The organism is Streptomyces sp. NBRC 110028 (assembly GCF_001417735.1).
Lineage (GTDB): Bacteria > Actinomycetota > Actinomycetes > Streptomycetales > Streptomycetaceae > Streptomyces.
This window is the reverse complement of sequence record NZ_BBUZ01000030.1, coordinates 192,630-208,295: the sequence shown is the minus strand read 5'-3', so window position 1 is coordinate 208,295 and position 15,666 is coordinate 192,630. Positions and strand designations below refer to the sequence as shown.

Sequence of the window (15,666 nt, the reverse complement as noted above, 5' to 3'; positions counted from 1 at the left end):
TTCGCCGAAGTGCGCCTTCGCACCTCATACGGCACATCACTTCTCACCCTTCACCCGTACCTGGGCCCCTTGTGCCCGCACCCGGCTCCATCAGCCGAACGATGACCGACTTGTCGAACGAGAGTGGGCGACATATGCGGATACACACCATGCGTCAACAACCCAGCAGGCTTCCGGGCGCAGCCCCGGACTGGCCCGCCGGCCCCCTTCGGCACCTGTCCGGCACGGACCGGCGGCTGTTCCAGCGATACGGCCAGGGGCCGGTGGCCACGCCGCCCTGTTCCCTGATCCACCAGGCCATCGAGCGGCACGCCGCCGCTTCTCCGCTCGCCGTCGCGGCCGAGCACCTCGGCGAGACGATCACCTACGGGGAGCTGGACCGGCAGGCCGGACGGCTCGCGGCCCGGCTCGCCCGGCTGGGCGTACGCCCCGGAGACCACGTCGCGCTGTTCGTCCGGCGCTCCCTCCCCCTGCTCGTCGGCCTGCTGGCCACCCTGAAGGCGGGCGCGGCCTATGTGCCGCAGGACGTGGGGCTGGCGCCCGAGGCGCAGCTCGGCCATGTCATCCGCACGGCATCGACCCGGGTGATCCTGACGACGTCCGGCTACGCGGACCGAATACCGGTGCCGCCCGGCCACATCGTCATCCCGCTCGACACCGCGATGGACGAACCCTTCGACGGTGAGGAGAGCGGACGGCCCTTCGTGCCCGCCCGGCCCGTGACGCCGGACGACGGCTGCTACGTGCTCTTCACCTCCGGCACCACGGGAGCGCCCAACGGGGTCACCGTCACCCATCGCAACGTGTGCAACCTCCTGCTCACCGAGCCGGGGGACTTGAGGATGCGGCCCGGGCTGCGGGTGTCCCAGATCCTCAATGTGGCCTTCGACATGGCCGCGTGGGAGATCCTCGGCGCTCTGAGCCACGGCGCCACCCTCGTCATCCGCGGCGCCGACATCGCCGCCACGGTACGCCGGGTGGACGTGGTCATCGCGACCCCGACCGTGCTCAGCGCGGTCGACCCGGAGCTGTGCGGACGGATCAAGGTGGCGGCCGTCGCCGGGGAGCCGTGTCCGCGCTCGCTCGCGGACCGCTGGGCCCGGGTCTGCGCCTTCTACAACGCGTGCGGGCCGACCGAGACCACCATCGTCAACACCATGCAGCGCCATGACCCGGCGGCGCTGCGGTTGACCATCGGAGGGCCGACACCCAACAACACGGTGTACGTCCTGGACGCCGAGCGTCGCCCGTGCGCCATCGGCGAGACCGGCGAGATGTGGGCGGGCGGCGACTGCGTGTCGGCGGGCTATCTGCGCAATCCGCGGCTCACCGCGGAACGGTACGCGCCCGATCCGTTCCTCGGCGGCGGGCGGCTGATGTTCCGCACCCGCGACCTGGGCCGCTGGACGCCCGACGGCGAGCTGGAGCATCTGGGCCGCACCGACGACCAGGTCAAGGTGCGGGGCTTCCGGGTCGAGTTGGACTCGGTGTCGGCCGTCCTCGAGGCGGTCCCCGGCTGCGTCCGCGCGGTGACCCTCAAGCTGGACGACCGCAGTCTGGTGTCCTTCGCCGCCCCGCTGCGGGTCGATCCCGAGGCGGCGCTGCGGGCCGTGGCCCGGGCCCTGCCCTACTACTGCGTGCCGGTGGCCGTCCACACCCTGCCGGTGCTGCCGCTCACCAGCCGCGGCAAGGTCGACAAGGCGGCCCTGCTACGGCTGGCCGCCGAGCGCCGCACGGCCGGTGGGGTGGCGTCATGACCACACCCCGCGCCCAAGCGCCGCCGCGCGCCGCGCAGCCGCCGCTGCCGCCCCGGACGCCGGGGCTGCGCGGGCTGCTGAAGCATCCGCGTCTGATGCACTACAACCGCCTCATCGCCCTGGTCCTCGCGGTCAACCTGGGCTTCGTGCTGTCCCGTTCGGGCGAGGGACTGCCGCCTCGTACACTCTCCGACGCGGCGCTCGTCAACTTCGCGGTCGCCATCGTCATCCGTCAGCAGTACGTCATCAATCTGCTCTTCCGCATCGCCACCGCGCCGCCCGTCAGCTGGCCGCTGAGGATCCGGTGGGCGCTGGCGAAGGTCTACCACTTCGGCGGGGTGCACGTCGGCGGGGCCCTGGCGGGCACGCTCTGGTTCCTCGCCCTGGTGGGCTCGCTGACCCGGCACGCCGCCCCGGCCGCGACGCTCACCGTCTCGTACGCCCTGGTCGTGCTGCTGCTGGGGATCACGGCCACCGCGCTGCCGCCCTTCCGGGCGCGGTTCCACGACCGCTTCGAGAGGACGCACCGCTTCGGCGGCTGGGCGGCACTCGGGCTCTTCTGGGCGCAGACCGTGCTGACCACCCTCGACGGGCCCGGCGGCGGGTCCGCCGCCGGGCGGCTGCTGACGGCGCCGGGCGTCTGGGTGCTGGCCGTGGTCACCTTCGGTGTGGCGCTGCCATGGCTGCGGCTGCGCCGGGTGGCGGTGGCCGTCGAACGCCCCTCCGCGCATGTGGCGCTCGCCCGTTTCAACCACGGGGTGACGCCCTTCGCCGGATCCTCGACCGCGATCAGCCGCAGCCCGCTGCGGGAATGGCACTCGTTCGCCAATGTGCCCGCGCCCGGCGAGGCGGGGTTCCGGCTCACCATCTCCCGCGCCGGGGACTGGACCGGGAAATTCATCGACGACGCGCCGTCCCGGGTGTGGGTGAAGGGCATCACCACCGCGGGCGTGGCCAACATCGAGACACTGTTCCGCAAGGTGGTCTACGTGGCCACCGGCAGCGGCATCGGCCCCTGCCTCCCCCATCTGCTGGCCCAGCAGGTCCCGGCGCGGCTGGTGTGGGCGACCCGCGCCCCCCGTACGACCTACGGCGACGCCCTGGTGGAGGAGATCCTGGCCGTCCAGCCCGACGCGCTCATCTGGGACACCTCCGAACACGGCAAGCCCGACATGGTCCGGCTCGCCCACGCCGCGTACGCGGACTTCGAGGCGGAGGCCGTCATCTGCATCTCCAACAAGAAGCTCACCTGGCAGGTGGTCCACGGCCTGGAGTGCCGCGGGATCCCCGCGTACGGCGCCATCTGGGACTCGTAGAACCGCCCACCCCCGAGGGAGACACCGTGAACTTCATCAAGATCGAGCGACATGAACGCGTCGTCACCGTGACCCTGCACCGCCCGGAGGTGCTCAACGCGCTCAGCGGCGGGCTGTTGGCCGAACTGGTCGAGGCGCTGCGGCCGCTGGACCGCGATCCGGGGACCGGCTGCTTCGTGATCCGCGGCTCCGAGCGGGCGTTCGCGGCGGGCGCCGACATCAAGGAGATGGAGCCCAGGACGTCCGTCGAGATGTTCGCCGAGGACTACTTCGCGGGCTGGGACGCCTTCGCCGCGCTGCGCACCCCCAAGATCGCGGCGGTGTCCGGCTACGCGCTGGGCGGCGGCTGTGAGCTGGCGATGATGTGCGACATCATCCTGGCCGCCGAATCGGCCACCTTCGGTCAGCCGGAGATCAAACTGGGCGTGATCCCGGGCATCGGCGGCACTCAGCGGCTGACGAAACTGGTCGGAAAGGCCAAGGCGATGGACCTGATCCTGACCGGGCGCACGATGGGCGCGCAGGAGGCGGAGCGCGCCGGGCTGGTCTCCCGGGTGGTCCCGGACGACCGGCTGATGGCTGAGGCGGCGGCGGTGGCCGCGACCGTCGCCTCGTACGGCACACCGGCCGTCATGGCGGCGCGCGAGGCGGTGGAGCGGGCGCTGGAGGTGGGGCTGCGCGAGGGGATGCTGTTCGAACGGCGCGCCTTCCACGCGCTGTTCGCCACCGAGGACCAGTCCGAGGGGATGGCCGCGTTCCGTGAGAAGCGCGCTCCGCGCTTCACCGGCCGCTGACACAAGGGCGCGCGGTGTCCCCGCTCCCGGTTCCGGGAGCGGGGACACCGCGGTTGATCAGGGGATGTCGACGCCCGCCTCGGCGGAGAGGCGGTCGATCTCGGCCAGCTCGGCGTCGCTGAAGCCGGGCGAGTCAAGGACCGCGACGTTCTGCTCCAGCTGGGCGACGCTGCTCGCGCCGATCAGCACGGACACCACCCGCGGATCCCGCAGCACCCAGGCCAGCGCCAGCTGGGCGAGGGTCTGGCCGCGCTCGCCGGCGATCTTGTTGAGGGCGTGCAGCAGCGCGAGGCGCTCCTCGGTGAGCGCGTCGCGCTTGAGGGAGTGGCCGAGCGCCATGCGGGAGTCGGCGGGCACACCGTTGAGATAGCGGTCGGTGAGCTGGCCCTGGGCGAGCGGCGAGAAGGCGATGACACCGGCGCCGGCCGCGGCGGAGGCCTCCAGCACCCCGCCCTCGACCCCGCGCTGGAGCATCGAGTACGGATGCTGGTTGATCAGGTACGGGGTGCGCAGATCCTTGAGGATCGCGGCCGCCTCCGCGATGGCCTCCGGCGGGTAGTTCGACAGCCCGGCGTAGAGGGCCTTGCCCTGCCGTACGGCGCTGTCGAGCGCCCCCATCGTCTCTTCGAGCGGGGTGTCCGGGTCGAAGCGGTGGGAGTAGAACACATCGACGTAGTCCAGGCCCGTGCGGGTCAGCGACTGATCGAGGCTGGCCAGCAGGTACTTGCGCGAGCCCCACTCGCCGTACGGCCCGGGCCACATCAGGTATCCGGCCTTGCTCGCGATGAACAGCTCGTCGCGGTAGGGGCGGAAGTCCTGGGCGAAGACCGCGCCGAAGTTGGTCTCGGCGCTGCCGGGGGGCGGCCCGTAGTTGTTGGCCAGGTCGATGTGGGTGACGCCGAGGTCGAAGGCGCGGCGGAGCACGGCGCGCTGGGTCTCGAGCGGGTGGGTGTCACCGAAGTTGTGCCACAGGCCGAGCGAGACCTTCGGCAGCAGCACACCGCTGCGCCCGCAGCGCTGGTACTGCATGGAGTCGTAGCGGTTCTCCGCCGCGAAGTGGGCCATGTACGTCGTCCTTGTCCATGCCGGTCGGTAGGGGGCGGGCGGGCCGTGGCCCGCCCGGCCGAGCTTGTCAGCTTTCGGCGAGCGTGGCGACCTCATTCGCGCTGAGTGTCCTGCCGTACACGCGGAAGTCGTCGAACGCGGCCCTGAGGTAGGGGTCGGGGTATTGCGACTTGCCGAGGTAGGCGGCACGGATGTGGTTGCCGAAGTCGGCGGGTTCGACGGTGACGCGGGTGTTGCGCCCGGCCTCGCGCCCGCCGACGTAGAGCACGGCGGTGCCGCCGCCGTAGGCGACGGCGATATGGGTCCACTGGCCGGTGGGCAGTGGCGCGGCCTCGATGCGCTGCTCCGCGCCGCCTCCGCCCGCGGTGATGGCGAAGCGCAGCTTGCCGGAGTCGGCGACCGGGGTGAGGAACATGTTGGCGGTGACGCCGGTGCCGATGTCGAAGATCCGGGTCCACTGGGCGGGGGTGCCGTCCAGCCGGACCCAGGTGGCCAGCGTGTACGCGGTGGCGCCCGCGAGGAGGTCGTCGGCGAGGGTCAGGTATCCGTCGGTGCCGTTCAGCGTGACGGCGCTGCCGGACCTGCCGGTGGTCCAGGTGGCGCCGCCGGTGAGCCGCGCGGTCTTGCCGCGGCCGGTGGCGTCGGCGGCGGTGGTGCCGGAGGTCTCGTCGAAGCGGTACCAGGCGGCGAAGGCGGGCGGTGGGGTGGGCGGCCGGCCGCTCAGCCAGTACACGTTGTAGTGCTGGTGGTGGACACTGGCCACGGGCAGCAGGGTGACCCTCTGCCCGTCCGCGGTGGCGGTGAAGCGCATCGGGCTGGTGGCCTGCTGGACCACCGAGTCCGGCTCGAGGCGCGGCAGGGCCATGCCGGTGCGGTCGCCGTACGCCCCGGCCAGCACCACGGGCCCGTACAGCACGGCCTGGATGTCGGGGTCGTCGGGGGTGGGGTCGAGCCGCAGCTTCATCGGCAGGGTCACCTCGACCCGGTCGCCGGCCGTCCACTGCCGGTCGATGATCAGCCAACTGCCGGGTTTCGGCTGGTCGGGGAGGGCGGCACCGTTGAGCGTGGCGCGGGCCCCGGACGCCCAGGAGGGGATCCGCACCCGCAGTTCCAGGGAGGCGGCGCCGGAGGCGACGGTGAGGGTGGTGGTCTGCTGGTCGGGGAAGCCGGTGGTCTGGCGCCAGGTGATGCCCTTCTCCTGCCAGCGCACCTCGGAGGGGATGAAGAGGTTCACCAGGAGGCTGCGGTCGCCGCGGGTGTAGATGGTGTCGGCGAACTTGGCGTGGGTTTCCATGCCGCTGCCGTGGTCGCAGGAGAAGTTGTCGTAGTCGGTGGAGTACTGGTTCGGGTCGGGGCCCATGAAGGACGGCTGCTGTTTGAAGGAGCCGGGGGCGAGGCCCGTGTAGTAGATGTTGAAGCCGTGGGCCGAGTCGGGGTCCTGTTCGCCGAGCATCTGGTTGAACAGGGTGCGCTCGTAGTAGTCGAGCAGGTCGGTGCGCTCGGGCGCGTGGAAGTGGATCAGCCGGGTGAGCTTGAGCATGTTGTAGCTGTTGCAGTTCTCGCAGCAGTTGCCGCTGAGCTGGGCGGCGATGGCGTCCGGTTCGTGGAAGGCCTCGCCGTTGCTGTTGCCGCCGATGACGTACGTGTGGTGATCGGTGACGATCTTCCAGAAGTTCTCGCCGATGGTGCGATAGCGGCTGTCCAGCCCTTCTTCCCACAAGCGCAGGGCGCCGACCATCTTGGGGATCTGGGTGTTGGCGTGGAGTCCGGCGAGCCGGTCCTCGTTCCGGGCGAGCGGGTCGAAGACGCGGGCGTGGGTGAAGCGCTCGGCGACCTTCAGCCACCGGCCGTCGCCGGTGATCGCGTGCAGATCGGCCAGGACGTCGTTCATGCCGCCGTACTCGGTCTCCAGGACGCGCTGCATCTGGTCGTAGCCGAGCCTCCCGGTGCGCGTGTCGACCCAGGCGGCCTGGCGCAGCACGGTCTCCAGGGCCTGGTCGCTGCCCGCGAGCCGGTACTGGTCCACGAGCCCGGCCATGATCTTGTGGATGGTGTAGTACGGGGCCCAGACGCCGCTGCCGGCCTCCAGCCGGTCGAAGAAGTTCTCCGGGAATGCCGACAGATAGCCCGTTCCGTAGCCGGCGGCCGGGGATTTGGCCTGGCAGGCGGCGAGCGCGGCGACCAGTTTGCGGCTCATGTCGAGCAGTGCGGCGTCGCCGGTGTTGGCGTAGGTCAGGGCGAGGCCGGACAGCAGGTGGCCGGTGCTGTGGCCGCGCAGTTCGGTGGTGGGGCTCTCCCAGCCGCCGCAGGGCCGGGCGCCGCTGGCGATGCCGACGTTGAGCCGGAAGGTGTGCAGCAGCCGGTCGATGTCGACGAAGCGCAGATAGGCGGTGTTGCGGGACTGGTTGTCCTTGAAGGCGCCGGACAGCAGGGTCACGGCGGTGAGCGGGAAGGGGCGGACGCTGGTCAGCGCCCGGGCCCCCCGCGGCGCGGCGGGCGGGGCGGCGCCGGGCGCGGCCGCCGCCGCGGTGCCGCCCGCCGCGGCGGTGAGCATCACGGCGGCGGCCCCCGAGGCGGTGGCGGCGATGAAGTGCCGTCTGTCGACTGGTTCGTTCATGACTTCCCTCACGGAGGTTCGAAATTACGAACAACGTCCGACATCGTGCGCACGTGAAGCTACCGGCACGTCCGGGGATGTCAACAGCTCCGAACGGGAAGGGCCGACAAGGGTGCGGACGGTCAGCCGCGCTGCCACTGCTGGTTGGTGCCGCCCGTGCAACTCCACTGGATGAGGGCGGCCTTGTCCGCCGTGGACCCGTCGGCCACGTCCAGGCACTTGCCGCTGGAACGGGCGGCGAGCCGGACGTATCCGCCGCCGGTGTCCGTGGCCTGCCACTGCTGGTTCGCGCCCGTGCCGCAGGCCGACTGGACGACGGCCGCGCCGTCGGCGGTGGAGCCGCCGGCCACGGTCAGGCACTGGGAGCTGTGCCGGGCGACCAGCTGGACGTATCCGCCGCCCGCGCTCCTGGACCAGAACAGCTGGTTGCCGCCGCCGTTGCAGGTGTACTGCACGACCGCGGCGCCATCGGTCTGCGCGGCGGAGACGACATCGGCACACTTGCCGCTGTGCCGGGCCTTCAGCGTGGTGTACGGACCGCCGGAGCCGGTCACGGTGCCCTGGGCGGCGTCGATGGTCAGCTGCGGGTACCAGTCCATGGTCATGGTGGTCGCGGTGGGGAAGGCCAGCGGCAGCCAGACGTAGCGCGAGTCGTTGACCTTGCCGCCGAAGGAGTTGCCCCAGCGGTCGCCCAGGTACAGATACGAGGTGGTCCGGGTGCCCTGCACCGGCAGGACATAGGCGGTCTGCGAACCGTAGGCGGTGGCGTCGCCCACGTCGCGCATCGCGCTCCAGGGGCCGGCCGGACTGGTGGCGGTGGCGTACTGCTGCTGGTTGGGGTTCCAGCCGGTGGCGCCGGAGGTCAGCATGAAGTACACGTTGCCGCGTTTGAAGAGTGCCGGGGCCTCGCGGTGGCCACCGGGCCAGGGGTTGGCCACCAGGCTCGCCACACCGGTGTAGTCGTCGGTCAGCCGGTAGATCTGCAGGTCGTAGTTCTCCCGGGCGGCTGAGATCATGTAGCCGGTGCCGTCGCTGTCCTCGAACAACGTGATGTCGCGCGACATGTGCTGGTCCAGCGGGCGGAAGCTGCCCCGCCAGGTGTAGTCGCCGTCGACGGTGGCGGAGGTGGCGACGGCGGCGCGCGCCTCGCTGTAGTCGCTGCCGTTCTCCTTGTGCATCCACATCACGAACCGCTTGGTCCGCTCGTTGTAGAGGACCTTGGGCCGCTCGATGTTGGCGGTGGCCAGCTCGGGATCCGTGGTCTGGGTGAGGACGTGGCGGCGGAACTCCCAGGTCTTCAGGTCCGTGGAGCGGTAGGCGGACACGTAGCGGAAGGTGTTGTCCGCGTTGCGGTTCTCACCGAACCAGTAGTAGTACGCGCCGACTTTGATGACTCCGCCGCCGTGCGCGTGCAGCGCCTCGCCCGATGTGGTCGTGAACTGCGTGGCGTTGACGATGGTGGCGGGGGCCGCCTGCGCCGTACCGGCGCCCGCCAGCGGGGCCGACAGCCCGAGGAGGGTGGCCACGACGAGGGCCCACAGGCGTCCGCGCATCACACGCTCTCCTTGAGGACGGTGAAGTGGCGGGCGAAGCCGGAGAGCCGGGGCAGCTCCCGGATGGGGGTCCAGGTGCGGAAACCGTCGAGGCTGTCGCTGTAGTAGTACTTCTTCTCGGCGTAGCCGTCGAAGAAGATCCGCCACCCACCGTTGTCCAGCGGGACCAGCGCCGGACCCTCGCGCCAGCTGCCCCAGCCCGCCCAGTCGCCGGTGCCGCGCAGGGTGTAGGGACCGCCGAGGCTGGTGGCGGTGGCGTGCTCGATGTACTTCGTCGTCTCCTGCTTGGTGAAAGCGTGGTACTGACCACCGTGGCGGACCACGAAGGTATCGATGTAGTTCGCCTTGTCCAGGCCGGTGAGCGGCTTCGGGGTGGTCCAGGACGACAGCGAGGCGCCTGTGGCGGTGAGCAGATGCGGCCGGAAGATGTCATCGGGGGTGTCGGTGGTGTCCAGCGACACGATGATGTTGACGCTGCCGTCGGCGTCGACGAAGAACTCGGGCGCCCAGGCGCGCTCGAGACCGGCCAGCGGCAGCGTGTGGTTGCGCACGAAGCTCCAGTTGACGCGGTCGCGGCTGCGCGCGAAACCGATCGTGTTCCCGGTCCAGTTGGTGGTGTAGACGATGTAGTAGTAGCCGTCGGTGTGCTTGATGATGCTGGGGTCGCGGATCAGCTCCGCGGGCGGGGTGTACGCCGGCCCCTTGAGCAGCGTGTACGTGAGCGCGTCCGGCGAGTCGTACACGTACAGGTTGGATTCGCTGCTGTTGGTGAAGGCCGTCATGGTGTAGCGGGTGGTGGCCCTGATCTTTGGTGCGGGGCCGTCGGCCACGGGGATACCGAAGTCCGGGGTGCCGTCGGCCTTCCAGCCGAGCGTCTGGACCCGGGTGTGCCGGTTGGGGTCGCCCAGCGGGTCGCCGGTGATGTCCTTGTACTGGCGGGCGTGGTAGACGAGGACATCGGTGCGGCCGTCCTCGGCGACGGTGAAGGAGTTGTGGCCCGGCCCGTACTGCTTGGTGGTGTCGTTGCTGGTGAAGACCGGCTGCGGACTCTTCTTCCAGGAGGCGGCGACCAGCGGGTCGCTGTCCGCGGAGGCGGTGAGCAGCCCCATGCAGTAGTTGGCGTCGGTGGCGCTGGCGGAGTAGGTGAGGAAGAGCCGGCCGTTCTTCTGGAGGACGGACGGGCCCTCGTTGACCTTGTAGCCGCGGGTCTCCCAGTCGTAGGTCGGGCGGGAGATCTCCACCTGTGGCCCGGTAATGGTCCAGGGGTTGGACATCTTGGCGATGTAGATGCTGGAGTTGTTGCCGACGTCCGGGTTGCTCTGGGCCCAGATCAGATAGCGGGTGCCCCGGTGGACGAAGGTGGAGGCGTCCAGGGAGAAGGAGTCGATGGGGGTGGCGATGCGCCCCTTCTCGGTCCAGGTCCCGGCGAACGGGTTGGCGCTCGCGTTCTCCAGCACCCACATCCGGATCTTCCAGACGTCGTCTGCGGGCGCGGACGCGAAGTAGACGTACCACTTGCCGTCGATGAAGTGGATCTCCGGGGCCCAGATGTGGGCGCCCATGTCCCCGCTGCCGTGCTTCTTCCAGATCACCGACTCCGACGCGGTGGCCAGGCCCCCCAGGGTTCTGGAACGGCGCAGGATGATGCGGTCGTACTCCGGGGCGGTGGCGGTGAAGTAGTAGTAGCCGTCGGTGTGCTTGAAGATGTGCGGGTCGGCACGGTTGCGGACCAGCGGATTGGCGTACCGGGCGGCCCCGGCGGCCGTCTCCCGCGCGGTGGGGGCGGCGGCCTCGGCGAGGCCGGGGGTTCCCGCGGCAGCTCCCAGGGCCAGGGCTCCCATCAGGACCAGTCGCCGGCTGGGCTGTCCGTCGCTGCGGCTCGATCGTCGCTCTCCTGCTGTGGGCATGTGGGGGCTCCTGGCTCTCCGTTGATCAACCCGCTCGTTGATCGAATTTGTTCGGAGATTAAAGGTTCTGATGACTTCCGACAGCCCCTGAGGCAGGTGCGAAAGTTTCGAAAACCGTGGAGCCCCCGAAGGGCGCCGCTCAGACGAACGTCTGGCGCTGCAGCCAGAGGTCTCTGGCGGTCCCGTTGCCCTGCAGGAACACGTAGAGCAGGTTCTCCTCGTTGGCGATGGGGACGCTGATGCCGGCGGAGCCGATGACCCCGCCGAGGGACTGGAAGCCGGTGTAGGCGGTGCCGTTCTCCGTGGTCTGGACGGCGACCCACAGGGCGTTGTCGGTGGCCTTGATGAACACGTTGATCCGGCCGTCCTGGCCCAGGCCGCAGGTGGGCCGCCACACGATCTGGGCGCCCAGGCTCACGGGCGCGTTGAACGAGTCGTAGTCGTCGGTCTGTCCGACGCGCCGGACGGAGCCGTCCGAACTCCGGTAGAAGATCTGCACCCGCCCGGCCGCGTCCAGGCACGCCGAGGGGCGGCTGGTCACGTTGGAGGCGTTGAGCGAGAAGCCCTCCCAGGTGGCGGAGTTCTCGGTTGCCTGCTGGATGGTGTAGAGGGTTTCGCCGCTGCCCTTGACCGCCACCACGATCCGCCCTCCCCCGTCGAGGATGGGCGACGGTGTGGCGAAGATGCCGCCGCCCAGCGAGGTCGCGGTGGTGTACGTCTCGTACTGCAGGTCCTGGTTGCGCAGGAACCACAGGGCGTTGTCGGCGCCGGGGAAGAACACGTAGATGCGGCCGTCGGCGCCGAGCGCCGCGGCGGGATCGTCCCCGATGCCGGTGGCCAGGATCTGGGGCGTGCCGTACCCGGAGTTGATGGAGGTCTGGGTGATGACCTCCAGGTTGTTGCCCGGGGTGCGGTAGAAGACCCGCACCTTTCCGTCCTTCCCGCGGATCGGAGCGGGGATGCCGTCGACGGACACGCCCGGGTACTGCTGCCAGGGACCCCACTCCCCGTCGCGGGTCTCGAGTCTGCTCCAGAGGACGTTCGAACCGCCCCTGATGAAGACTTGGATCCGGTCGTCGGCCTGGGCCACCGGCGCGGGCTCGGAGTGGATGCCGCCTTGCAGATTGATCCAGGTGCCCCACACGGTTCCGGGTGTGGTGGAAACGGACATGGGTCCTCCCTCGCCTCGTGGCTGCCACGAGTCTGTGCGGATGCCCCGTCATTTCCCGTGCCAAGCACAACGAATACCTGAAGAAGACCGAATGAAAGTATATGACTGATAAATATAAATGAGGGAGGTATGTGGTTTTGAATATGGCCCATAGATGGTCTTCGTTGGTCTTGATTGGCGTTGGTTGACCTTCTCCGAGGGGGAAGCTCCAGCATCGTGGTGGCCGGGCGAGGTGCCCGGCGCGAGGAGGGCGGGCATGGGACTGCTGACGATCGGCGCGTTCGCGAAGGCATCGAGGCTGTCCCCCAAAGCGCTGCGCCTGTACGACGAACTCGGGCTGCTGCCGCCGGCCCGTGTCGACCCGCACTCCGGCTACCGCCTCTACGACCCGGCGCAGCTGGAGCGGGCCCGGCTGGTGGCCTGGCTGCGTCGGCTCGGGATGCCGCTGGCCCGGATCCGTACCGTGTGCGAGCTGGATCCGGGCGCGGCGGCGCGGGAGGTCCGCGCGTACTGGGCGCAGGTCGAGGCCGATACGGCGGCCCGGCGTGACCTGGCCGCCTTCCTCGTCGCGCAGTTGTCCGGAAAGGACGTCACCATGTCTTCTTCTCCCAGCTCCCCGGGAATCCGCTACGCCGTGCTCTCCGACCGGGGCTCGGTCCGGACGAGCAACGAGGACGCCGGGTACGCCGGTCCGCGTCTGCTCGCCGTCGCCGACGGCTTCGGCGGCGGCCGCCATGCGAGCGAGGCGGCGATCGAGGCGCTCAAGCCGCTGGAGGCCGAGGTTCCGGGGGCCGAACTGCTGAGCGCCCTGGAGGACGCGGCGCGTCGGGCGCACACCTCGGTGTGCGAGCTGGCCGCGTCCGACCCCGCGCTGCGCGACGTCGGGACGACGCTGACCGCGATGGTGTGGTCGGGGTCACGGCTGGGCCTGGTGCACATCGGCGATTCGCGGGCGTATCTGCTGCGCGACGGCGAGCTGTTCCAGATCACCCACGACCACACCGTGGTGCACCGTGGTGCAGTCACTGATCGACGAGGGGCGCATCACCCTGGCGGAGGCCGCGTCCCACCCCCAGCGGGCGCTGCTGCTGCGGGCCGTGGGCGGCGGGTCGGCGTTCGAGCCCGACCTGGCGCTGCGGGACGCCCTGGCGGGCGACCGGTATCTGCTGTGCTCGGACGGGCTCAGCGGGGTGGTGGCCGCGGAGGAGATCCGGCGTGTGCTGGGCTCGGTGGCCGATCCGGGCGAGGCCGCGCTCGAACTCATCGCCCTCGCCAACCGCGCGGGCGGGCCCGACAACGTCACGTGCGGTGTGGCCCATGTGGTGGACGGCGCGGAGCCGTCCGCCGCCTGACGTTCCGTCGCCTCCTCGCACGCAACCCGCGTCTCCCCTCCTGACTCCGGCGCCGAAGTGCAGTGGAATGGGCCACATGGCGCGCGCGGCTCGCCACGTCGTGAAAGGCATGGCCGCCACGGAACGTACGGGGTAAGGGGTAGGCAGATGTCCACAGGACCGATCCGGCTCACGCACGACGCGCACACCGCTCTCCGGCCGCCCGCCACGGCCCGGATCACCGGAGGGTTCTGGGCCGCCAAGCGGCGGATCAACGCCGAGGTCAGTGTTCCGCAAGGGCCGGGGAGACTGGAGGAGGCGGGCAACCTGGCCAATCTGCGGGCCGCCGCGGGGACGGCGGAGGAGGGGTTCACGGGGGACTTCCCGTTCCAGGACTCCGATGTGCACAAGTGGCTGGAGGCCGCGTCCTGGCAGCTCGCCGACGAGCCCGGCGGGCCGGCCGCCGGCGAACTGGCCGGGCAGGTGGCGCGGCTGGCGGCCCTGGTGTCGGACGCTCAGGACGCGGATGGCTATCTGCAGACGTATTACCAGGCCCGGCCGGGCGCCCGGCGGTGGAGCGAGCCGCACTGGGGGCACGAGCTGTACTGCGCGGGCCATCTCCTCCAGGCCTCCGTCGCGCACCGGCGGGCCACCGGCGAGGACGGGCTGCTCGATGTGGCGGTGCGGTGCGCCGATCACCTCGACGCGGTCTTCGGCCCGGGCAAGGCGGTGGACGCGGTGTGCGGGCACCCGGAGATCGAGACGGCGCTGGTCGAGCTGTACCGGGAGACCGGCGAGCGGCGCTACCTCGATCTCGCCGGGTATTTCGTGGACCGGCGCGGTGCGGGAACCCTGGGCGACGGCGGGGCGACGGGGCCGCGTCCCGGGGCGCCCTACTGGCAGGACCACGTCCCGGTGCGGGACGCGACGGCGGTCGCCGGACACGCGGTCCGCCAGCTGTATCTGCTGGCCGGGGCCGCGGACCTGGTGGCCGAGACCGGCGACCGGGGGCTGCGGGAGGCGCTGGTGCGGCTGTGGGAGGACATGGCCGCCACCAAGACCTATCTGACGGGCGGGGTGGGCTCGCGGCACGACCTGGAGTCCTTCGGCGACCGGTACGAACTCCCGCCGGACAGGGCGTACGCGGAGACCTGCGCCGCCATCGCCTCGATCCAGTTCAGCTGGCGGATGGCACTGCTCACGGGGGACGCCCGCTACAGCGATCTGATCGAGCGGACCCTGTTCAACGGCTTCGCCTCCGGCGTCTCCCTGGACGGCGAGCGCTGGCTCTACGTGAATCCGCTCCAGGTCCGGGACGGCCGTACGGAGTCGCACAGCGACCAGGAGGCGCGGCGGACACCATGGTTCCGCTGCGCCTGCTGCCCGCCCAATGCGATGCGGCTGCTGGCCTCGCTGCCGCATTACATGGCGAGCGGCGACGCCGGGGGCCTGCAGCTGCACCAGTACGCCTCGGGGGTGTACGCGGCGGGCGGCGGAACGGTGCGGGTGGGCACCGGCTACCCGTGGGAAGGCCGGATCGCGGTGGTCGTGGACGAGGCTCCCGCGCAAGCCGACTGGACGCTGTCGCTGCGCATTCCGCACTGGGCCGACCGGTACGAGGCGACGGTCGGCGGCGAGACGGTGACGGAGCGCGCGGAACGGGGCTGGCTGCGGCTGCGGCGCCGCTGGCGGCCGGGCGAGACCGTGGTCCTGACGCTGCCGCTGACGCCGCGGCTGACCCGCCCCGACCCACGGATGGACGCGGTGCGCGGCTGCGCCGCGATCGAGCACGGACCGCTGGTGTACTGCCTGGAGCAGCCGGATCAGCGCGCCGGGCTGCGGCTGGACGGCATCACACTCGACACGGACACCGAGCTGGTCCCCGAGCACCGGCCGCGGCTGCTGGGCGGAGTGACCGTGATCATGGCCCGGGTGCTGCGCCGGGCGGTCCCGTCCGACAACTGGTGGCCGTACCCGGACGCCGGGGGCGGCAGCGGTGGAGCGGACGACCCGGTGCGCGTCACCGCGATCCCCTATTACGCCTGGGCGAACCGGGAGCCCGGGGCGATGCGCGTCTGGATCCCCGCGTAGCACCCACCGGAACTCGGCGGGCGTCCCGCACGTTCCTCGCTCCAGGAACACGCTTTCGTGCCCG

At 70.8% G+C, this 15,666-nt stretch carries 9 protein-coding genes and 1 pseudogene; 5 read left to right on the top strand and 5 right to left on the bottom strand.

The window, feature by feature from the left end:
* Positions 1 to 149 precede the first annotated feature (149 nt).
* Genes ASC60_RS22755 through ASC60_RS22745 form a run of 3 tightly spaced genes read left to right on the top strand, consistent with a single transcriptional unit; the run spans position 150 to position 3,867 of the window.
* Positions 150 to 1,757 carry an amino acid adenylation domain-containing protein gene (locus ASC60_RS22755; RefSeq protein WP_055553991.1) on the top strand — a complete coding sequence of 536 codons (1,608 nt, stop codon included), beginning with the start codon at positions 150 to 152 and terminating at the stop codon, positions 1,755 to 1,757.
* Complete coding sequence (locus tag ASC60_RS22750; RefSeq protein ID WP_055553843.1) at positions 1,754 to 3,073, top strand: hypothetical protein; 1,320 nt, start codon at positions 1,754 to 1,756, stop codon at positions 3,071 to 3,073. Before ASC60_RS22755 ends, ASC60_RS22750 begins: the two co-directional genes overlap by 4 nt.
* A 26-nt stretch (positions 3,074 to 3,099) precedes the next feature.
* Positions 3,100 to 3,867, top strand: a complete 768-nt coding sequence (locus ASC60_RS22745) for an enoyl-CoA hydratase-related protein (RefSeq protein WP_055553842.1) — start codon at positions 3,100 to 3,102, stop codon at positions 3,865 to 3,867.
* 57 nt (positions 3,868 to 3,924) lie between these two features.
* Here ASC60_RS22745 and ASC60_RS22740 read toward each other — a convergent pair whose 3' ends face one another.
* From ASC60_RS22740 to ASC60_RS22720, 5 genes are all read right to left on the bottom strand, one after another.
* Positions 3,925 to 4,932 carry an aldo/keto reductase gene (locus ASC60_RS22740; protein WP_055553840.1) on the bottom strand — a complete coding sequence of 336 codons (1,008 nt, stop codon included), beginning with the start codon at positions 4,930 to 4,932 and terminating at the stop codon, positions 3,925 to 3,927.
* A 67-nt stretch (positions 4,933 to 4,999) separates the two neighbouring features.
* Positions 5,000 to 7,549, bottom strand: a complete 2,550-nt coding sequence (locus tag ASC60_RS22735; protein WP_055553838.1) for a beta-L-arabinofuranosidase domain-containing protein — start codon at positions 7,547 to 7,549, stop codon at positions 5,000 to 5,002.
* 122 nt (positions 7,550 to 7,671) lie between these two features.
* The gene (locus ASC60_RS22730; protein ID WP_055553836.1) at positions 7,672 to 9,102 is read right to left on the bottom strand and encodes an RICIN domain-containing protein; all 1,431 of its coding nucleotides are present in this window, start codon (positions 9,100 to 9,102) and stop codon (positions 7,672 to 7,674) included.
* Entirely contained in the window at positions 9,102 to 11,009 is a 1,908-nt protein-coding gene (locus tag ASC60_RS44110; protein WP_370592957.1) for a family 43 glycosylhydrolase, read from the bottom strand. Before ASC60_RS44110 ends, ASC60_RS22730 begins: the two co-directional genes overlap by 1 nt.
* Positions 11,010 to 11,148: 139 nt before the next feature.
* Positions 11,149 to 12,180: a hypothetical protein gene (locus ASC60_RS22720; protein WP_055553832.1), complete on the bottom strand. Its 1,032-nt coding sequence runs from the start codon at positions 12,178 to 12,180 to the stop codon at positions 11,149 to 11,151.
* 256 nt (positions 12,181 to 12,436) lie between these two features.
* On the opposite strand from ASC60_RS22720, the pseudogene ASC60_RS22715 reads away from it, so the two are divergent.
* Positions 12,437 to 13,532, top strand: a pseudogene (locus tag ASC60_RS22715) (MerR family transcriptional regulator).
* 147 nt (positions 13,533 to 13,679) lie between these two features.
* Entirely contained in the window at positions 13,680 to 15,602 is a 1,923-nt protein-coding gene (locus ASC60_RS22710; RefSeq protein WP_055553830.1) for a glycoside hydrolase family 127 protein, read from the top strand.
* Positions 15,603 to 15,666: the final 64 nt, after the last annotated feature.

Bases quoted from the DNA above. Each gene is read 5' to 3' on its own strand.
- ASC60_RS22710 (WP_055553830.1), top strand. From the start codon at position 13,680: ATGTCCACAGGACCGATCCGGCTCACGCACGACGCGCACACCGCTCTC.
- ASC60_RS22735 (WP_055553838.1), bottom strand. From the start codon at position 7,549: ATGAACGAACCAGTCGACAGACGGCACTTCATCGCCGCCACCGCCTCG.
- ASC60_RS22720 (WP_055553832.1), bottom strand. From the start codon at position 12,180: ATGTCCGTTTCCACCACACCCGGAACCGTGTGGGGCACCTGGATCAAT.
- ASC60_RS22755 (WP_055553991.1), top strand. From the start codon at position 150: ATGCGTCAACAACCCAGCAGGCTTCCGGGCGCAGCCCCGGACTGGCCC.
- ASC60_RS44110 (WP_370592957.1), bottom strand. From the start codon at position 11,009: ATGCCCACAGCAGGAGAGCGACGATCGAGCCGCAGCGACGGACAGCCC.
- ASC60_RS22740 (WP_055553840.1), bottom strand. From the start codon at position 4,932: ATGGCCCACTTCGCGGCGGAGAACCGCTACGACTCCATGCAGTACCAG.
- ASC60_RS22750 (WP_055553843.1), top strand. From the start codon at position 1,754: ATGACCACACCCCGCGCCCAAGCGCCGCCGCGCGCCGCGCAGCCGCCG.
- ASC60_RS22730 (WP_055553836.1), bottom strand. From the start codon at position 9,102: ATGCGCGGACGCCTGTGGGCCCTCGTCGTGGCCACCCTCCTCGGGCTG.